The following is a 19923-nucleotide window of genomic DNA, read 5'->3' on the forward strand; positions in this document are numbered from 1 at the left end:
AAAATTGGAAAATTATACAAAAAAATGAGTAAAAATAAACTTGACCTCTGGATTATATTTATTTAAGAATTAAATTATGGTAGAATATGAGCAGAAAATAGAGGTATATCATGAAAAAAATAATGATAACAGCATTTATATTTTTATGCCTAAGTAGTAAATCTATAAAAGCAAATAATTTAGAATGTGAGGTTCCTTTATATGTAGGTCACTTAAAAATAAATAGTGATAATACAGGATTTTTCAGACAAGAAATTAATTATATTTTCAAAAATGATTTTGATGGCCAATACTTAACCTTTAATAAGAACACATCTAAAAGTAAAGGATTTATAATTGAGCAAAACCCTAAAATATTAGCCTATAAAAATGGTAAGAAAGTAACAATCAGATCAACTATAAAAGACGCTAATAATCAATACATTTTAAAAATTTATAACAAGGGTCAGGTAAATGACAAGGTCAAGCTAATTGTCACTTGGAAAGTGCATAATATCCTGAGTCATTATCAAGATATTGCTGTTTTGGATTGGACACCTATTGCTTATTGGAATCAGGAAATAAAAAAGGTTAATTTTGAAATTAGTACAGAAAAAGAAAGTCATCTAAAGGATGTGATGATTCATAGAGGGCTCTTCCAAGAGTCTAATAAAATAAGTAAGGGAACAGTTTTTAAACTTACTTCCAAAGATGTTAACGGTACTTACCGCATTCGTGCTTATTGGGACAGTCATATTCTAGCAGGTAAAGCAGAAGCTAAGAAGTCCCTCACGGCTTTTAAGAAAGAAGAAGCAAAGCTAAGAGTGACAAAAAAATGGACCTATCTATTTGTTAATTATTTTAGCTATGGCATTATTATATGTACCATAGGGTTAGCCTTTTATTCCTGGCTCTTATTTAAGAAATCAGTTAAAAGCTATAGTTTAAAATCGATAAATTGTTTAGAAAGTTTACCCAAAGAGCTCTCACCCCTAGCTTTAGCTCATTCTATCTATAGGATTCAGCTAGAAGACCTAAACCCTGTGGCTACCAATTCTAATAAAGAGGGAATTGATTTTACCAGTATAATCTATTCTAGTCTCTTAGATCTCTTGGAGAGAAAGCAAATTAGGCTCTCAAGAGAAAAAGCAGAAGTATATCTCATTCGAAATGAAACTAATAATCTGGCTGATTTCGAGTTAGCTTTGTTAGAGATGATCTTCACTAATCAGAAAAAAATCTTACTGATACACGTTTTTTCAAGTTATATCTTTGATGATAATTTTATTGAAGAACTTAAAGAAACAGATCATGGTATTAGTTTACAAATTCAAATTAATGCAGAAGGATTAATTTGTCTTAAAAAACTAGAAAAGCACTTGAAAAAAATAAGTCGATTACTTACAAAATATCAAAAAGAGAACCAAAATAAACTCTTTCGTCCTCTTTCGAATCAAGAAAAGAAGTATTGGCTTTTTAATCGGATTTTTCTAATCATAGCAATTGGAGGTCTGATTTTCTTTGGTTTATTTTTAATGTCAAAAGGGAAAACAGATAGGGCAATGATTAATTTATCTCTGGCACTGATAACTTTTCTTCTTATTTTTATGAACAATAAGGAAGTTATGGAATACCAATTGTTAGGAGTATTAACAGAAGAAGGCAAGCTAGCTTGTGACCAGTGGCATGATTTTTGCTATCTGTTGAAGACATCAGAAGGATCTAAAAAAGCAAGTCTTACAGCAGATAGACGTTGGAGACGTCTCATAGTTTATGCTAGCCTTTTTGGCATGGAAGCAGAAGCCAAAAACTATCTATCTAAGAATCAGATAGATATAAAGAAATCAGAGTTTGGTCTTATTTACAGTGAATTTAGTCAATTACTCAACCAGCAAACACAAGCACTAAAGGACTCTCAGGTTAAAGCTTTTTGGGCAAGTCGTTATACAGTTGTAAAAGAATAAAATTACCCATAAATGTTATTAGGTTTTTAGACAATTAATATAAGAAAAACTCAGGATAATTTGATACAATGTATCTATCACTTAATGAGGAGAAAAGATGTTATTTTTTGAAATGTTGAAGGCTATCTTCTTTGGTATCATAGAAGGTGTAACGGAATGGCTACCCATCTCAAGTACTGGTCACTTAATTTTAGTACAAGAATTTATCAAATTAAATCAAACAAAATCCTTTATGGATATGTTTAATATTGTTATTCAACTAGGTGCTATCTTTGCTGTTATTATTATTTATTTTGAACGACTAAATCCTTTTCAGCCAAATAAGACAGCTAGAGAAATTCAATTAACTTGGCAACTTTGGTTAAAGGTTGTTATTGCCTGTGTTCCTTCAGCAATTTTTGGACTTTTGCTTGATAACTGGATGGAAGCTCACTTTTATAACTTTCTTGTAGTTGCCTTGATGTTAATTCTATATGGACTTGCTTTTATTTGGATTGAAAAACGAAATAGAGAACATAGTGCACAGGTTACTGATCTAGGGAAGATGTCTTATAAAACAGCTTTATTAATTGGATGCTTTCAAGTCTTGAGTATTGTCCCTGGTACTAGCCGCTCTGGTGCAACTATTTTAGGAGCTATTATTCTGGGAACCAGTAGACCTGTTGCAGCAGACTTTACCTTCTTTCTTGCTATTCCAACAATGTTTGGCTATAGTGGCTTAAAGGCAGTGAAATTCTTTTTAGATGGTAATCACTTGAATTTTTCACAAGTCTTAATTTTATTAATGGCAAGTTTAACTGCTTTTGTAGTTAGTATGTATGCCATACGCTTTTTAACGGATTATGTTAAAAAGCATGATTTTACTATTTTTGGTAAATACCGTATTATTCTAGGAACCCTTTTAATCTTGTATTTTATTGTGACCTTATTCATCTAACTTATCCAGCTCTTGTGGGCTGGATTTTGCCATTTAGATAATAAACACTTAGAAAATTGCGAAATCATAGCATTTCTTGTATAATAGAATGACTACGCGTATGAGGTAAAAACTATGGAAATGAAACAGATTAGTGAAACGACCCTGAAAATTACAATTAGCATGGACGACTTGGAAGAAAGAGGCATGGAACTCAAGGACTTTTTGATTCCTCAGGAAAAAACAGAAGAATTTTTCTATGCTGTTATGGATGAACTTGATTTACCAGATAATTTCAAAGATAGTGGAATGCTTAGCTTTAGGGTAACTCCAAGAAAAGATCGTCTAGACGTCTTTGTAACCAAGTCAGAATTGAGTAAAGATATTAATTTTGAGGAATTAGCTGATTTAGGCGATATTTCTCAAATGACTCCTGAAGATTTTTTCAAGAATATTGAAAAAACAATGATGGAAAAAGGGGATGTCGATGCTCATCAGAAACTTGAAAAGATAGAAGAAATGATTGAAGAAACTGTTGAAAACTCTATCAAGCAAGAAACACAAGAAACGGCTCAAGAAGAAGTCTATGTGGAGCCTTTAGATTATATTCACTTTGTATTAGATTTTCAAGATATTGAAGAAGCTATTGTTTTTTCTAAAATAATTGATTTTGACATTGAAGCTTCTGAATTATACAAGGAAAGTAACAATTACCACATGACTATCTTATTAGATATCCGAAATCAACCTTCTTATTTTGCTAATATCATGTATGCTAGATTAATTGAGCATGCAAGCCCAGGGACTAGAACCCGTGCGTATTTGCAAGAACATGCCTTACAATTAATTGATGAAGATGCAGTAGAGCAATTGAAGAAAATTGAAGTGGTGTCATAGACTATGTTTCCTTTTACGTTTGATTATGTTTTAGTCTTAATTGGTGCTTTATTAATTTCACTTTTTTTGACCCCTATCGTTAGATTTTTATCTTTTAGAGTAGGGGCAGTTGATAAGCCCAATGTGAGAAGAATTAATAAGGTCCCCATGCCTAGTGGTGGTGGCTTAGCCATCTTTATTTCCTTTTTTATAGCAACTCTTATTTTTATGCCGATGGTTTCATCGCATGTCGTTATTGAAGGTAAGGCTTATTTATCCTACATTCTACCAGTTGTATTGGGTGCTCTTGTAGTAGTTACAACTGGCTATATGGATGATATTTTTGAAATTAGTCCTAAACTAAAAATGCTAGGGATTTTCTTTGGGGCTTTTATTATCTGGGCTTTTACAAATTTTAAATTTGATAGTTTTAAGATACCGTTTGGGGGTCCTCTCTTATTTTTTGGCCCTATTGTCACTTTTTTTCTGACTATTTTATGGATTGTTTCCATTACAAATGCTATTAATTTAATAGATGGCTTAGATGGACTAGTCAGTGGTGTCTCTATTATTAGCCTAGTGACTATGGCTGTGGTATCTTTTTTCTTTCTGCCACAGAGTGATTTTTTCCTAACCTTAACCATTCTCATTCTAATTGCTTCAATTGTTGGGTTCTTTCCCTATAATTACCATCCTGCTATTATTTATTTGGGGGATACAGGAGCTTTATTTATCGGCTTTATGATTGGTGTTTTATCGCTTCAGGGCTTGAAAAATGCTACAGCTGTGGTAGTTTTGACGCCAGTAATTATTCTCGGTGTTCCTATTATGGATACAGTAGTTGCTATTATTCGAAGAAGCTTATCAGGACAAAAATTCTATGAGCCGGATAAAATGCATCTCCATCACCGTCTTCTTTCAATGGGATTTACTCATAGGGGAGCAGTCTTAGTTGTTTATGGAATAGCAATGCTGTTTTCTTTGATTTCCCTTTTGTTAAATGTTTCAAGCCGGATTGGGGGAACCTTATTAATCTTTGGTTTGCTTTTTGGTTTAGAAGTATTGATTGAAGGCTTAGAAATCTGGGGAGAAAAACGAACACCACTTTTTAAACTTTTAAAATTTATAGGAAATAGTGATTTTAGAAGAAGACAGTTAGAAAAATGGAAAGAAAAAAAGTGACTTTAAAACGCTAGAAAAGCCTTGACGGCTTTTTTTTGCTATAATTTAATTGTATAACAAAATGAAAATTCCCTGATCAAAACTAGCTAGCAAGGGATAGAAAAAATGAGGTAAGAGATGTCTGTATTAGAGATTAAAGATTTACATGTTGCCATAGAAGAAAAAGAAATTTTAAAAGGGGTTAATTTGACCTTACAGACAGGGCAAATTGCAGCTATCATGGGACCAAATGGGACAGGTAAATCTACCTTATCAGCAGCCATCATGGGTAATCCAAATTATCAAGTTACCCAAGGAGAAATCTTACTAGATGGTCTTAATATTTTGGAGTTAGAAGTTGATGAGCGTGCGCGATTAGGGCTTTTTCTTGCCATGCAATATCCTTCTGAAATTCCTGGTATTACCAATGCAGAGTTTATTCGTGCAGCCATGAATGCAGGAAAAGAAGATGCTGACAAAATTTCTGTTCGTCAATTTATTCAAAAGTTAGACCAAAAGATGGACTTACTTGGGATGAAAGAAGAAATGGCAGAGCGTTACCTTAATGAGGGTTTTTCTGGTGGTGAGAAAAAACGGAATGAAATCCTCCAATTATTAATGCTTGAACCTAAATTTGCCTTATTAGATGAAATTGATTCAGGACTTGATATTGATGCTCTTAAGGTAGTATCAAAAGGGGTTAACGAAATGCGTGGGAAAGATTTTGGAGCAATGATTATCACCCATTATCAACGTTTATTAAATTATATTACTCCTGATGTGGTTCATGTCATGATGGATGGACGTGTTGTTTTATCAGGTGATGCTTCTTTAGCTACAAGACTTGAAAAAGAAGGCTATGCCACAATTGCTGAGGACTTGGGCATTGATTATCAAGAAGAAATATAATGATGTCTTAAATTATGTGAGCTAGGAACTAAAAAACTTATATTTAAATCCTAGTTTGAATACAAAGCACTTCAAATAGACAGTTAGTAAAGGATACATCATTTATGACATTAGATAAGATATTAGAATTTTCCCAGGGTAAAGCAGAACCTATTTGGTTACAAGAACTACGAAGACAAGCTTTTGAACAGATTTCTGACTTGGAATTACCTAAAATTGAAAGAGTCAAATACCATCGTTGGAATTTAGGACAAGGTGAAATTGCAGAAAGCCCCTTGGAAGCAAATATTCCAGATTTTCTAGCAATTGGAGATAATCCTACCTTAGTTCAGCTTGGCAGTCAAACGGTGTTAGAACAGATTCCTGTGGAAGTTAGTCAACAAGGAGTTGTTTTTACCGATTTCTATAGTGCTCTAGAAGAAATTCCAGAGATTATTGAAGCTTACTTTGGTAGTGCCCTAGCTTTTGATCAAGATAAATTAAGTGCTTACCATACGGCTTATTTTAACAGCGCTGCAGTCTTGTATATTCCAGATTTTGTAGAAGTGGAACAGCCCTTTGAAGCTATCTTTTTACAAGATAGTGATAGTTCAGTTCCTTTTAATAAACATGTTCTTATTATTGCAGGAAAAGCAAGCAAGCTAACTTATCTGGAGCGGATAGAAAGTTTTGGTGAAAAGAGCCAAAAAATTAGTGCTAATATTTGTGTTGAGGTAATAGCTGAAGCAGGCAGTCAGGTTAATTTTTCGGCTATTGATCAATTGGGAGAAAATGTTACGGCATTTATTAGTCGACGTGGCCGTTTAGAAGATAATGCGACCATTAATTGGTCCTTAAGCCTTATGAATGAAGGAAATGTGATTGCTGATTTTGACAGTGATTTAATTGGTGACGGGAGTCATGCGGATTTGAAGGTTGTTGCTGCTTCTAGTGGACGTCAAATTCAAGGTATCGATACTCGGGTTACTAATTTTGGTAAAAATTCAGTTGGACATATCTTACAACATGGGGTTATCTTAGAAAGAGGAACGCTCACCTTCAATGGTATAGGACATATCATAAAAGGGGCTAAGGGGGCAGATGCCCAGCAAGAAAGTCGTGTACTCATGTTGTCTGACAAGGCACGTAGCGATGCTAATCCTATTCTTTTAATAGATGAAAATGAAGTAACAGCTGGTCACGCTGCTTCAATTGGGCAGGTTGACCCTGAAGATATGTACTATCTCATGAGCCGAGGACTAGATAGAGAGACAGCAGAGCGTCTTGTTATAAGAGGTTTTCTTGGAACAGTTATCTCTGAAATTCCAATTAAGGATGTAAGAGATAATATTATTGCTGTTTTAGATCAAAAACTTGCCTCAAGGCCATAATGAAGGAGTTTTGTGTGTTAGATACAGATCGCATCAAGAGTGATTTTCCCATTTTAAATCAAGTTGTTAATGACGAAGCATTAGTTTATTTAGATAATGCTGCTACTAGTCAAAAGCCAAATGCGGTAGTGGACAAGATAAGTTCCTTTTATCAAAAGGACAATGCTAATGTCCATAGAGGTGTCCATACTTTGGCTGAAAGAGCCACTCATGCTTATGAGACAAGCCGAAAACAGGTTGCACAGTTTATTAAAGCAAGCTCAACAAGAGAAATTCTGTTTACCAGAGGAACAACAAGTGCTTTAAACTGGGTTGCTCATTTTGCTAAAGGTATTTTAAAAGAAGGAGACCAGGTCCTTATTTCGATTATGGAACACCATTCAAATATCATTTCTTGGCAAGAAGCATGCAAACAAACAGGAGCAGAACTGGTTTATGTTTATCTCAAAGATGGAGAATTGGATTTAGAAGATTTAAAAGCCAAATTATCTTTCAAAACCAAATTTGTCAGCTTAACCCATATATCAAATGTTCTGGGCACTATTAATCCGATTAAAGAAATAGGAGAATTAGCTCATGCAGTAGGTGCTTATATGGTAGTGGATGCTGCGCAATCAGTCCCTCATATAGCTGTGGATGTAGAAGATTTAGATTGTGATTTTCTAGCTTTTTCTGGTCACAAGATGTTAGGGCCTACTGGCATAGGTGTTCTTTATGGCAAGGAAGATCTGCTTAATAAGATGGAACCAGTAGAATTTGGTGGCGAGATGATAGACTTTGTCTATGAGCAGGAAGCCTCTTGGAAAGAATTACCTTGGAAATTTGAAGCAGGGACACCTAATATTGCAGGTGCTATTGGCTTAGGTCAAGCAATATCTTACTTAGAAGAAGTGGGTATGGAGAAGATTCAGCAACATACCTCAGAATTGCTTTCATATGTCATGCCAAAACTTGAGGCTATTGAAGGGTTGACCATATATGGACCAAGTAATAAAGACTTACGATCAGCTCTTATTTCCTTTAATTTAGCTGGTTTGCATCCCCATGATGTAGCTACCGCCCTAGACTATGAAGGAATTGCTGTTCGTGCAGGCCATCACTGTGCCCAACCCTTGCTTAGATACCTAGGAGTTTCTTCAACAGTCAGAGCAAGTTTTTACTTTTATAACACTAAGGAGGATTGTGACCATCTAGTTGATGCACTTATTAAAACAAAGGAGTTCTTCAATGGCACTTTCTAAATTAAATAGTTTATATATGGCTCTTATTGCTGAGCATTCTAAAAATCCCCATCATAAAGGAACTATAGAGGGCGTGGAAGCTGTGCTTCTAAATAACCCTACCTGTGGAGATCTTATTTCATTGACGGTAAAATTCCAGGAAGACAGGATTGAAGATATTGCTTTTTCTGGGGATGGTTGTTCCATTTCTACAGCTTCTGCAAGTATGATGACAGATACTGTTATCGGAAAAACTAAGGAACAGGCATTGGAACTTATTACTATTTTTTCAGAAATGGTTCAGGGGCAAGAAAATGCTGCACAAGAAAAATTAGGAGAAGCAGAACTACTAGCTGGTGTTTCAAAATTTCCACAACGTATAAAATGCGCTACCTTGGCTTGGCATGCTTTAGAAAAAGCCATTGAGCGAAGTCAGCAAGCATAAGAGATAAAAAGAAAGAAAAGGGATAGAAGATGTCTGAAGTTAGTGACAAAGTAGAACCTAAACCCATTGATTTAGGAGATTATCAATTTGGCTTTCATGATGATGTAAAGCCACTTTATTCTACAGGAAAAGGGCTAAGTGAAGCTGTTGTCAGGGAATTATCTGCAGCAAAAAATGAACCAGAATGGATGCTGAATTTTAGGCTCAAATCTCTAGAGACCTTTAATAAAATGCCAATGCAGACTTGGGGAGCTGATCTGTCTGATATCAATTTTAATGATATTATTTATTATCAAAAAGCATCTGATAAGCCAGCAAGATCTTGGGATGATGTTCCTGATAAGATAAAAGAGACTTTTGAGAAGATTGGAATTCCCCAAGCAGAACGCGCCTATCTAGCTGGAGCATCTGCTCAATATGAGTCGGAAGTCGTTTACCATAACATGAAAGATGAGTTTGAAAAGCTGGGTATTATTTTTACAGATACTGATTCGGCCTTGAAAGAATATCCAGACTTATTTAAAGCTTACTTTGCAAAGTTAGTTCCTCCTACAGATAATAAATTAGCTGCCTTAAACTCAGCAGTTTGGTCTGGTGGAACCTTTATCTATGTGCCAAAGGGTGTTAAGGTAGATATTCCTTTGCAAACGTATTTCCGTATTAATAATGAAAATACAGGTCAATTTGAACGGACCTTGATCATTGTTGATGAAGGTGCTAGTGTCCATTATGTGGAAGGTTGTACAGCGCCAACCTATTCAAGTAATAGTTTGCATGCTGCGATTGTTGAAATTTTTGCTCTTGATGGGGCTTACATGCGTTACACTACAATCCAAAACTGGTCAGATAATGTTTATAATTTAGTGACAAAACGTGCAAGAGCTCTTAAAGATGCTACTGTTGAATGGATAGATGGGAATTTGGGGGCAAAAACAACCATGAAATACCCATCTGTTTATCTAGATGGGCCTGGGGCGCGTGGAACCATGTTATCCATTGCTTTTGCTAATGCTTCTCAGCATCAGGATACAGGTGCTAAGATGATTCATAACGCTCCGCATACCTCATCATCAATTGTTTCAAAATCCATTGCTAAAAGTGGTGGCAAGGTAGACTATCGTGGTCAGGTCACTTTTAACAAAGACTCTAAAAAATCAGTTTCTCATATTGAGTGTGACACCATTTTAATGGATGATATTTCAAAATCAGATACCATTCCCTTTAATGAAATTCACAATTCCCAAGTGTCACTTGAGCATGAGGCTAAGGTATCGAAAATTTCAGAAGAGCAACTTTATTATCTCATGAGTCGTGGCTTGTCAGAAAGTGAAGCAACTGAAATGATTGTTATGGGCTTTGTCGAGCCATTCACTAAGGAACTACCAATGGAATATGCAGTTGAATTAAACCGTCTTATTTCATATGAGATGGAAGGTTCGGTTGGTTAAAAATCATACTATGTCGTCAAAAATGACGACTTTTTTAGATGTCTTTTAAAGAAGCGATTGAGAAATAAATGAAAAGAAAAAAACCAGAGTAGGTCTCTGATTTTTAAGATACAATAGCAAAAATAGCTAATAATAAGACGATAAATATAAACAAGGCTAAGCACATAAATATGAGATGATGATGGTGGTTAACAAAATATTCAACTTTTGCTAAGAGCGACATCTGCTTGTTTTTTGTTGCGTGAGTCTTTGGTTTAGCAGACTGCAAGTCACTAGATTGTTTAGGGAAAAGATTATCTAGTTTCTGTTTTTTCTTTTTGGTTAAATCAAGAAAGCCTTTTTCAGTTAGGGCATTAATAAAAGGATGACGGTAAAATTCTCCATTTTGATCTGACCAATCTCCTATCCCCATGACAATAGTAATGAGACGTTTTCCATTACGTTGGGCAGTGACCATTGCATTAAAAGCAGCGCTAGGACTAGAACCTGTTTTGAAGCCATCGACACCTTCCATGCCATATTGTTCTCCCATAAGTGAATGATTATAAGAATGGAATTCTTCTTCATAAGGTGTTCCAACCATAGTTTTAATAACAGTTGGTTTGGTGTAAGTAAGTATATCTGGATACTCTTTTACAAAATGATACATTAAAACAGCGAGATCTCTGGAGGTTGTTTGGTTAGGTGCAGTAGGGTCATACTTGTCAGGTTTATAATAGCCATTAAAAGCGACAGCAGCAGCCCCACTTGCATTGTTAAAATGAGTTTTTGTCATTCCTAGACGTTTTGCAGTATCATTAATCCTTTTGATAAAAGCAGATGCGTCATTATTAGACAAATAATTAGCAAGCATGATAGTTGCTACATTTGATGATGGAATAGCAGTCATATAAATAAGATCACGAACAGGATAAGCTACACCAGGAGTAATTTTATTGTTGCTGATTTCATATATTTTACTAATAGCTTGATCTGTTTCAGTTGCAGTAATAGTAGTGTCTAAGTTTACTTTTCCTTTTGAAATATCTTCAAATAAGAGGAAAAGTGTGAACATTTTAGACATGCTAGCAGGATCTCTTAATAAGTTTATATTATCTTGCCAGAGAATATCACCATTTTCAGCATTTACAACAATTGATGACTTAGGCTTATTAATATCTTCAACAGTGTAACCAGCATTTCGCGTTATACTTAGAATATTATCCGTTTCTTGTGCCATAACCCTTGCAGAGCAAAAAAAGAAGAACAGAGATAGTATGGATAATAAAATTTTCTTTGCCAATGATAAGCTCCTTGTTAAAAAGTTAATTTATTATATCACTTCACTTATTTAAAACAAAGTCTTTTTACATAAAAAAAATTAAAAAAATCACATCACCACATGAAATGATATATTTGTTGGAAAAATTTTCTACCAGACTAGTTTGGGGGAAAGTAAGGTTTTTTGATATCTTGTTAGAGCTTTGTATTAACATAACTTACAAAATGATTCCACCATACCTTCAAAAAGAAGCTTCTAGCAATGGCTTTATGGGATCTGAGACTAACACTTGGACTAGCACCAAGGTAGCCCTCACCAATAGGATTAGGGTCCTTAAAAGTAGCATGGGCTAAAACCTTTTTCTGGCTAATCGGGGCGTAAAATTGCTTTTGACTGGCTATGATTTCTAGTTCGTTTTTATAAGAACTTCCCTTTTTTTGAATCATCGTTAGCTCTTTATCAGCAATTAAGCTTAATTGACTTATTGGACTATCAAAAACTGTTAGCTTATTGTCTATTACAACTTGATTTTTATTTAGAAGAACTACTTTTTCAAAGCTCTGAGAAATATAATTTAAGAGAGAATTAGTAGCAGTAAAGGCAAGTAATCCGTCTTCTTTATTCTTATCTACATTTAAAACAATGGTTACAAGGTGCATGTCATTTTCTTGGCTACTAGCAAGGAAAGAGCTTCCTCCTTTTTCGGAAGTTCCAACTAATAAGCCATTGATACCCTGACGAAAATGGGGCATACCCTCTAACATATAGTTGTAAGAGTAAATTGTCTGATTAGCGAAACTCGTTGAGGTTAAGCTTGTTATCTTTAAAATTTCTGGAAAATCTTTTAATAAATGACCTGTAATAATGGCTAAATCAAAAGCACTTAACATATTTTCAGCATCCTCACCAGAATTTGGATAGGTATGCTGCCCAAGGAGTTTGTTTGATAGTCCAGTAGCATTGACCAGCTTAGCATCACTGATCCCCCAATCCTTCAATTGTCTTTTCATTAAATCGACAAATAAGGGTTCTGTTCCGGAAATTTTTTCAGCCAGGGCAATAGCAGGGCTGTTTGCATTAGTAACAAGCATAGCATTTACAAGTTCTCTGACTGTATATTCTCTAGCGTCTAGGGGAATATTACTAATATTATAGTTGGTAGTTAATTCAAATGGGTAATTGGATATTTTGACAGGACTTTCCCAACTGAGTCGACCTTCTTGAATTTCTTTATAGACGAGGTAGATCGTCAAAACTTTTGATAAAGAAGCAACAGGTACCACTTCCTTAGCTTTTTTTTCATACAAAATTTTGCCACTATCAAGATCAAAAGCGATAGCATTTTCTGCAGGAATATCAAAAGCATCTGCATGAATAGTATCTAGGGAAAAGAAAAAAATAAAGAGAGATACTATTGTAATAATCTTTTTCATTGCTCATTGTCCTTGTATAAAGTTTTTTCTAATTATATCATAAATTGCTAGTAATTTTACCTTAATATTCCCTCTATTCAATGATAATATAAAACGCTATCATGAAAATAGGCAAGGGGATTAAATTTTAAAAAACTTTTAAAATATAGCTTTGAATCGCTTACAGTAAAAATGATAAAATAGATATAAAATATTCAGATAATTGTGCATCTAATATTCTTTTTCAAAAAAATTATGATATAATGGTTTCAATTAGCATATAAAAATATGTAAGTAGTAGAAAAATTTAGGAGTGACTTATATGAAAAAAGGGAAATGGTTAGCTGCTGCAGGAATAGCTGTTATTTCAATTTCTGCACTGACTGCGTGTGGTAATAGTTCAAGTAAAGATAGCAAAACTAAGACCTATAGCTATGTTTATTCAACTGACCCAGATACATTGGATTACCTGTTGACGTCACGTACGTCAACAAGCGAGGTAACTCAACAAGCTGTTGATGGGCTACTTGAGTATGACCAATATGGTAATTTAGTACCTTCCATAGCAAAAAAATGGACAGTGTCTGAAGATGGCTTGACCTATACTTATAAACTTCGTGATGATGCTAAGTGGTATACCTCAGATGGAGAAGAGTATTCTGATGTGGTTGCACAGGACTTTGTGGACGGCTTGAAACATGCAGCAGATAAAGAATCAGATTCCTTGTATTTGGTTCAAGACTCTATAAAAGGCCTAGCTGATTACAAAGGCGGGAAAATAAAAGACTTCAATCAAGTTGGGGTTAAAGCTATAGATAAACATACCCTTCAGTATACTCTTAACCAGCCTGAAAGCTTCTGGAATTCAAAACTTACTTATGGAGTTATGTCACCAGTAAATGGAGAATTCTTAAAATCTAAAGGTAAAGATTTTGGTAAATCAACGGATGCTTCATCTATTCTCTACAATGGTCCCTTCTTGATTTCAGCCTTAACAAGTAAATCATCAATTGAATTTACAAAGAATCCTAACTACTGGGATAAGAAAAATGTTCATATTGATAATGTTCAGTTGACTTATTATGATGGTCAAGATCAAGAATCCCTCTTTAGAAATTTTGATGATGGCGCCTATACAGTTGCGAGACTTTTCCCGACAACTCCTTCTTATAAAACAGCTAAGAAAAAATATGGGGAAAGCATTACTTATGGGCCTCAAGATTCAACCACTTATTATGCCACCTTTAATTTAAACCGTAAAGCATATAATCACACTTTAAAAACAGATGACAAGCAAAAAGAAGATACTCACAAAGCTATCTTAAATAAGGATTTCCGTCAGGCAATTGCTTTTGGTTTTAATAGAATGTCCTATCAGGCTCAAACAGCAGGTCAAGATGCAGCTAATAAAGCCCTTCGTAATATCCTAGTGCCACCAACCTTTGTACAGACTAAAAAAGAAGATTTTGGTAAGCTTGTTGAAAAAGATTTAGTAGCTTATGGAGATCAGTGGAAAGATATTAAACTAGATGATGCCCAAGATGGTCTTTTCAACAAAGAAAAAGCTAAGGCAAGTTTTGAAAAAGCTAAAGCTGACCTATCTGCTCAAGGGGTGCAATTTCCAATCCATATCGACTTCCCACAAGATCAAACAGCAACAGGTTTACTTCAACAAGCACAGTCTATGAAGCAATCTATTGAAGAATCATTAGGGAAAGAAAATGTTATAATTGATATCAACCAACTTCAAACAGATACTTATAACAATGTTACTTACCTAGCTGAATCAACAGATCAACAAGACTGGGATATGACCACTTCATCTGGATGGGGACCGGATTATCAAGACCCATCATCATACCTTGATATCTTCAATCCAACCCTTTCAAATTCTCAAACAAAATTTATTGGTTTAGCACCTAAAAAAGATGTTGCTATTGCAAATGAAGCTGGTCTTGAAGAGTTTACTAACTTAGTTCAAGAAGCAAGTAAAATTACTGATGATACTGATGCGCGTTATGTAGCCTATGCTAAAGCTCAAGCCGCTTTAGTTGATTCAGCGGTTTATATACCAACTGTTTCTTTAGGAGGAACTCCTCGTGTATCTAAGGTTGTTCCATTTACAAGCGCCTTTGGTTGGTCTGGTAACAAAAAAAATGAACTTTTCTATAAATATATGAAACTTCAAGATAAACCAGTCACTGCAAAAGAGTACGCTAAAGCCAAGAAAGAATGGATGAAAGAAAAAGAGAAGTCAAATAAAGAATATGCGGATTCACTTGAAAAGCATATTAAAAAATAAAGGCTTGTTCAATAAGAACTTTCTCGTAAAGTGAGGAAGTTCTTTTGAACTATAAGAGGATTGCAATGAAAAAGTATATAATTGAACGTATTTTCAGATCTTTGATTTCAATTGTGTTGGTGACCACTTTAACTTATGTTATTGTCTTTACATTGGTCCCAACAAGTTTGATTTTCAAGCAAGATCCCAATTACAATAAGATGGTGACGACCCAAGATAAAAAGGATAACTACCGTAATTCGATTTTTGAACGCATGGGCTATATTTCCTATTATAATAGTAGAGAATTAGAAAACAAAGCTGAAAAGATTGATAAGAATGTTACCACAGAACCGACAAAAGCAAATGAAAAAATATATCAAAAGTATATTGATTCACTTGGCAAAGGTTGGGAACTTAAACGCTTTGAAGAAAGCAAAGGGTTTTATGCTGTTCGAATTATCCCCATTTATGAACGTGTTTGGAACTTCTTTAGTCATTTGGTGGTTATTGATCATCCTTGGAAAATCCAAGATCCTAAAAATCCAAATCTCAAGCGCTATGTTCGCCCAGAAATAGATCCAGCAGTTGGCCCTGCCTTAGTCGGTTCTGGAACTACACACAAATACCTCGTTTACTTTAATGGGCAATTTCCATTTGTACACCAAAATATTGTAAGTTTTGATTTAGGAACATCTTACCCTACTTATGCTAATATTCCTGTTATTCAGGTAATTACACAAGGACAAGGACGTACTTTATCAAAAGAAGTTACCTTCCCTACAGGGGTGAAGAAATTCTCACCAGTAGATATTTATTCTAGGACCTATAAGACACCAAGTCAAATGGACAGTAGAGATCGGTTAAACTTTGGTAAAGATGATGCTTATACATCAACACAAAATAACCATGCAGAACCTTCAATGATTTCCAATTCCTTTAAAATAGGAATTATCGGAGTTCTATTATCCTATGTGTTTGGTTTACCAATTGGGATGATGATGGCATACTATAAAGATGGACTATTTGATCGTTTCTCAACGGCAGCTACCACCTTCATGCTTGCTCTACCAAGTATTGCCCTTATCTATATTGTTCGTTTTCTAGGTTCTAACCTTGGACTTCCAGATACTTTTCCTTTATTAGGAGCAAGTGATCCTAAGTCTTATGTGTTACCCGCTCTTATTTTAGGTATTTTAGGGACACCAAGTACAGTTATTTGGTTCAGACGTTACTTGGTTGACTTACAAGGTAGTGATTTTGTAAGATTTGCACGAGCAAAGGGTCTTACAGAAGCTGAAATTTCCAAAAAACACCTTTTCAAACATGCTATGGTTCCGATTGTTAATGGTATACCACAAGCTATTGTAGCAACTATTGCAGGTGCTACTTTGACAGAAACCGTCTTTGCATTCCCAGGTATGGGTAAAATGCTGATAGATGCTATAAAATCAGCAAATAATACAATGGTAGTTGGCCTTGTCTTTATCTTTGCTGTTTTGGCTATTTTAGCCTTACTAGCTGGAGATATTCTAATGACGATTTTAGACCCACGTATTAAACTATCAAATAATAAAGGAGGTAAGTAATGGCAACAATAGACAAAAGTAAATTTGAGTTTATCGAATTAGATAGCTATGCATCAGAAGTTATTGATGCCCCTGCTTACTCTTATTGGAAGTCGGTTTTTAGACAGTTTTTTGCTCGGAAATCAACTATTTTAATGTTGATTATCTTAATAGCTATCATTTTAATGAGTTTTATTTATCCGATATTTGCCAACTATGATTTTGGCGATGTCAGCAATATTAATGATTTTACCAAGAGATATATTTCACCTAATGCAGAATATTGGTTTGGAACTGATAAAAATGGGCAATCCTTATTTGACGGTGTTTGGTATGGGGCTAGAAATTCAATTCTTATTTCAGTTATTGCAACCCTTATCAATATGGTTTTAGGAGTCGTTATTGGTGGACTTTGGGGTGTTTCAAAAGCAGTTGATAAGGTGATGATTGAAGTATACAATGTGATTTCAAATCTTCCTCAAATGCTTATCATCATTGTCCTAACCTATTCTATGGGAGCTGGTTTTTGGAATTTGATTTTTGCATTTTGTATTACAGGTTGGATAAACATTGCCTACGCTGTTCGTGTCCAGGTCTTACGTTATAGGGATTTGGAATATAATCTTGCTAGTCAGACTCTAGGGACACCAACTCATAAAGTAGTGACTAAGAATTTATTACCTCAATTAGTATCAGTCATTGTTTCATTGGTATCTTTGTTGTTACCTGCTTATATTTCATCTGAAGCCTTCTTGTCTTTCTTTGGTTTAGGCTTACCTTTAACAGAGCCAAGTTTAGGACGCCTCATTTCAAATTATTCTTCCAATTTAACAACAAATGCCTACCTTTTCTGGATTCCATTGACCACTCTTATTTTAGTATCGCTTCCATTATATATAGTGGGACAAAATTTAGCAGATGCTAGTGATCCAAGAACACATAGATAGGAGTTGACATGTTGGAAAATAAAGAAATTATATTAAGTGCACGAAATGTTGTGGTAGAATTTGAAGTTCGTGACCGTGTCTTGACTGCTATTCGTGATATTTCTATCGATCTCCATCAAGGAGAGGTTTTAGCTGTTGTTGGAGAATCTGGTTCTGGTAAATCAGTTCTTACCAAAACCTTTACAGGAATGTTAGAATCAAACGGTCGTGTTGCTTCAGGTACCATTAACTATCGTGGTAAAGAATTAACAAAACTTAAAAATCACAAGGATTGGGAAGGGATTCGTGGAGCGAAAATTGCAACCATCTTCCAAGATCCAATGACAAGCTTGGATCCTATTCAAACAATAGGGAGCCAAATTACAGAAGTTATTATCAAGCATCAAAAAAAATCCAAGTCTGAGGCTAAAAAATTAGCTATTGATTATATGAATAAGGTCGGTATACCTGAACCTGAAAAGCGTTTTAATGAATACCCTTTTCAATATTCAGGAGGCATGAGACAGCGTATTGTTATTGCCATTTCTTTGGCTTGTCGTCCCGATATTCTTATCTGTGATGAGCCAACAACTGCCCTAGATGTTACTATCCAAGCGCAGATTATTGATCTTTTAAAATCTCTTCAGAAAGAATACCAATTTACGATTATATTTATCACCCATGACCTGGGAGTGGTAGCAAGTATTGCTAGCAATGTTGCTGTTATGTATGCAGGAGAAATCATTGAGTATGGTACAGTAGAGGATATTTTCTATGATCCAAGGCATCCTTATACTTGGAGTTTGCTATCAAGTTTACCTCAATTAGCAGATGATAAAGGAGTTCTCTTCTCTATTCCTGGAACACCTCCTTCTTTATATAAACCAATTGTGGGAGATGCTTTTGCTCCTAGGTCACGCTATGCTATGAAAATTGATTTTGAAGAAGAAGTTCCTAGATTTGATGTAAGCGAGACTCATTGGGCTAAGACCTGGCTATTACATCCAGATGCTCCTAAAGTAGAAAAACCAAGTGTTATTCAAGATATTCATGAAAAAATTTCAAGTAAACAAATCTATCGGGGGGAAGGAAATGTCTGAGAAGTTAGTCGAAGTTAAAGACTTGGAAATTTCCTTTGGCGAAGGAAAGAAAAAGTTTGTTGCCGTTAAAAATGCCAATTTCTTTATTAATAAAGGGGAAACCTTCTCTCTTGTTGGGGAATCTGGTTCAGGAAAAACAACTATTGGTCGCGCTATAATAGGGCTGAACAATACTAGTTCAGGTCAAATTCTTTATGATGGTAAAGTCATTAATGGTAAAAAATCTAAATCAGAAACCAATAAATTAATTCGAAAAATACAAATGATTTTTCAAGATCCTGCTGCTAGCTTGAATGAACGTGCTACAGTAGATTACATTATTTCTGAAGGTCTCTATAATTTTAAGCTTTTTAAATCTGAAGAAGAAAGAAAAACAAAGATTAAAAATATGATGACTGAAGTAGGCTTGCTAGCAGAGCATTTGACTCGTTACCCTCATGAATTTTCAGGAGGTCAAAGACAACGTATAGGTATTGCTAGAGCCCTTGTTATGGATCCTGAGTTTATTATTGCAGATGAGCCAATTTCAGCATTAGATGTTTCAGTACGTGCTCAAGTATTAAATCTGTTAAAGAAAATCCAAAAAGAAAAGGGTTTAACCTATCTTTTTATCGCCCATGATCTATCTGTTGTACGTTTTATTTCAGATCGCATAGCTGTTATTCATAAGGGAGTCATTGTAGAAGTTGCAGCGACTGAGGAATTATTTATTAATCCTATCCATCCTTATACGAAATCCCTACTTTCAGCAGTCCCTATTCCAGATCCCATTTTGGAAAGAGAAAAAAAACTACTTGTCTATGATGTAGATCAACATGATTACAGTGTAGATAAACCAGAAATGGTAGAAATCAAACCAGGTCACTTTGTTTGGGCAAACAAGGCTGAAGTGACTAAATATAAACAAGAAATTTAAATACCATATCATTTTGAAATTTTCAAAAAGAGGAACATTGAGTTTCTCTTTTTTTTGAAAAAAATCTGAAAAAACCCTCAAAAAAAGTATTGACAAAGGATCAAAAAGTCGCTATACTGATAAAGTTGTCGGAAAAGGAATTCCTCCTTTACAGATGATAAAGCAAAAAAA

16 protein-coding genes are annotated in these 19923 nt (G+C 34.8%); 14 read left to right on the top strand and 2 right to left on the bottom strand.

What is annotated here, in order from left to right; genetic code table 11:
• Positions 1–110 precede the first annotated feature (110 nt).
• The 9 genes from A3GU_RS0108440 (at position 111) to sufB (ending at position 10288) form a co-directional block, all read left to right on the top strand.
• Positions 111–1943 carry a DUF2207 family protein gene (locus A3GU_RS0108440; RefSeq protein ID WP_018367097.1) on the top strand — a complete coding sequence of 611 codons (1833 nt, stop codon included), beginning with the start codon at positions 111–113 and terminating at the stop codon, positions 1941–1943.
• A 97-nt stretch (positions 1944–2040) separates the two neighbouring features.
• Positions 2041–2880 carry an undecaprenyl-diphosphate phosphatase gene (locus tag A3GU_RS0108445; RefSeq protein ID WP_018367098.1) on the top strand — a complete coding sequence of 280 codons (840 nt, stop codon included), beginning with the start codon at positions 2041–2043 and terminating at the stop codon, positions 2878–2880.
• A 114-nt stretch (positions 2881–2994) separates the two neighbouring features.
• Positions 2995–3756, top strand: coding sequence for an adaptor protein MecA (gene mecA / locus A3GU_RS0108450; protein ID WP_018367099.1), 762 nt, complete (start codon positions 2995–2997; stop codon positions 3754–3756).
• A gap of 3 nt (positions 3757–3759) precedes the next feature.
• Positions 3760–4917, top strand: coding sequence for a glycosyltransferase family 4 protein (locus A3GU_RS0108455; protein WP_018367100.1), 1158 nt, complete (start codon positions 3760–3762; stop codon positions 4915–4917).
• A 117-nt stretch (positions 4918–5034) separates the two neighbouring features.
• Positions 5035–5805, top strand: coding sequence for a Fe-S cluster assembly ATPase SufC (gene sufC, locus A3GU_RS0108460; protein WP_018367101.1), 771 nt, complete (start codon positions 5035–5037; stop codon positions 5803–5805).
• A gap of 104 nt (positions 5806–5909) precedes the next feature.
• Entirely contained in the window at positions 5910–7175 is a 1266-nt protein-coding gene (gene sufD / locus A3GU_RS0108465) for a Fe-S cluster assembly protein SufD (RefSeq protein WP_018367102.1), read from the top strand.
• Entirely contained in the window at positions 7175–8416 is a 1242-nt protein-coding gene (locus tag A3GU_RS0108470) for an aminotransferase class V-fold PLP-dependent enzyme (RefSeq protein WP_083906216.1), read from the top strand. Before sufD ends, A3GU_RS0108470 begins: the two co-directional genes overlap by 1 nt.
• Positions 8403–8840, top strand: a complete 438-nt coding sequence (gene sufU / locus A3GU_RS0108475; RefSeq protein WP_018367104.1) for a Fe-S cluster assembly sulfur transfer protein SufU — start codon at positions 8403–8405, stop codon at positions 8838–8840. Before A3GU_RS0108470 ends, sufU begins: the two co-directional genes overlap by 14 nt.
• A gap of 29 nt (positions 8841–8869) precedes the next feature.
• Positions 8870–10288 carry a Fe-S cluster assembly protein SufB gene (sufB, locus tag A3GU_RS0108480; RefSeq protein ID WP_018367105.1) on the top strand — a complete coding sequence of 473 codons (1419 nt, stop codon included), beginning with the start codon at positions 8870–8872 and terminating at the stop codon, positions 10286–10288.
• 103 nt (positions 10289–10391) lie between these two features.
• Here sufB and A3GU_RS0108485 read toward each other — a convergent pair whose 3' ends face one another.
• Together A3GU_RS0108485 and pbp3 are read right to left on the bottom strand one after the other, a co-directional pair.
• Positions 10392–11570, bottom strand: coding sequence for a D-alanyl-D-alanine carboxypeptidase family protein (locus tag A3GU_RS0108485; protein WP_018367106.1), 1179 nt, complete (start codon positions 11568–11570; stop codon positions 10392–10394).
• A 173-nt stretch (positions 11571–11743) separates the two neighbouring features.
• The gene (gene pbp3 / locus A3GU_RS0108490) at positions 11744–12982 is read right to left on the bottom strand and encodes a D-alanyl-D-alanine carboxypeptidase PBP3 (RefSeq protein WP_018367107.1); all 1239 of its coding nucleotides are present in this window, start codon (positions 12980–12982) and stop codon (positions 11744–11746) included.
• 301 nt (positions 12983–13283) lie between these two features.
• Between pbp3 and A3GU_RS0108495 the strand changes: the two genes are divergently transcribed.
• The 5 genes from A3GU_RS0108495 to A3GU_RS0108515 all read left to right on the top strand — a co-directional run bounded on the left by A3GU_RS0108495 (position 13284) and on the right by A3GU_RS0108515 (position 19752).
• Positions 13284–15263 (top strand): peptide ABC transporter substrate-binding protein, encoded by a 1980-nt coding sequence (locus A3GU_RS0108495; RefSeq protein WP_018367108.1) that lies wholly within the window; start codon positions 13284–13286, stop codon positions 15261–15263.
• Between the two features lie 65 nt (positions 15264–15328).
• Complete coding sequence (locus A3GU_RS0108500; protein WP_018367109.1) at positions 15329–16831, top strand: ABC transporter permease; 1503 nt, start codon at positions 15329–15331, stop codon at positions 16829–16831.
• Entirely contained in the window at positions 16831–17757 is a 927-nt protein-coding gene (gene oppC / locus A3GU_RS0108505; protein WP_018367110.1) for an oligopeptide ABC transporter permease OppC, read from the top strand. Before A3GU_RS0108500 ends, oppC begins: the two co-directional genes overlap by 1 nt.
• 8 nt (positions 17758–17765) lie before the next feature.
• Positions 17766–18836 (top strand): ABC transporter ATP-binding protein, encoded by a 1071-nt coding sequence (locus A3GU_RS0108510; protein ID WP_018367111.1) that lies wholly within the window; start codon positions 17766–17768, stop codon positions 18834–18836.
• Positions 18829–19752: an ATP-binding cassette domain-containing protein gene (locus tag A3GU_RS0108515; RefSeq protein ID WP_018367112.1), complete on the top strand. Its 924-nt coding sequence runs from the start codon at positions 18829–18831 to the stop codon at positions 19750–19752. Before A3GU_RS0108510 ends, A3GU_RS0108515 begins: the two co-directional genes overlap by 8 nt.
• Positions 19753–19923: the final 171 nt, after the last annotated feature.

Origin of the sequence: Streptococcus didelphis DSM 15616, assembly GCF_000380005.1 — a bacterium.
GTDB lineage: Bacteria > Bacillota > Bacilli > Lactobacillales > Streptococcaceae > Streptococcus > Streptococcus didelphis.

Coding starts and splice junctions, on each gene's coding strand:
- A3GU_RS0108440 (WP_018367097.1), top strand. CDS start 111: ATGAAAAAAATAATGATAACAGCATTTATATTTTTATGCCTAAGTAGT.
- A3GU_RS0108445 (WP_018367098.1), top strand. CDS start 2,041: ATGTTATTTTTTGAAATGTTGAAGGCTATCTTCTTTGGTATCATAGAA.
- mecA (WP_018367099.1), top strand. CDS start 2,995: ATGGAAATGAAACAGATTAGTGAAACGACCCTGAAAATTACAATTAGC.
- A3GU_RS0108455 (WP_018367100.1), top strand. CDS start 3,760: ATGTTTCCTTTTACGTTTGATTATGTTTTAGTCTTAATTGGTGCTTTA.
- sufC (WP_018367101.1), top strand. CDS start 5,035: ATGTCTGTATTAGAGATTAAAGATTTACATGTTGCCATAGAAGAAAAA.
- sufD (WP_018367102.1), top strand. CDS start 5,910: ATGACATTAGATAAGATATTAGAATTTTCCCAGGGTAAAGCAGAACCT.
- A3GU_RS0108470 (WP_083906216.1), top strand. CDS start 7,175: ATGAAGGAGTTTTGTGTGTTAGATACAGATCGCATCAAGAGTGATTTT.
- sufU (WP_018367104.1), top strand. CDS start 8,403: ATGGCACTTTCTAAATTAAATAGTTTATATATGGCTCTTATTGCTGAG.
- sufB (WP_018367105.1), top strand. CDS start 8,870: ATGTCTGAAGTTAGTGACAAAGTAGAACCTAAACCCATTGATTTAGGA.
- pbp3 (WP_018367107.1), bottom strand. CDS start 12,982: ATGAAAAAGATTATTACAATAGTATCTCTCTTTATTTTTTTCTTTTCC.
- A3GU_RS0108495 (WP_018367108.1), top strand. CDS start 13,284: ATGAAAAAAGGGAAATGGTTAGCTGCTGCAGGAATAGCTGTTATTTCA.
- A3GU_RS0108500 (WP_018367109.1), top strand. CDS start 15,329: ATGAAAAAGTATATAATTGAACGTATTTTCAGATCTTTGATTTCAATT.
- oppC (WP_018367110.1), top strand. CDS start 16,831: ATGGCAACAATAGACAAAAGTAAATTTGAGTTTATCGAATTAGATAGC.
- A3GU_RS0108510 (WP_018367111.1), top strand. CDS start 17,766: ATGTTGGAAAATAAAGAAATTATATTAAGTGCACGAAATGTTGTGGTA.
- A3GU_RS0108515 (WP_018367112.1), top strand. CDS start 18,829: ATGTCTGAGAAGTTAGTCGAAGTTAAAGACTTGGAAATTTCCTTTGGC.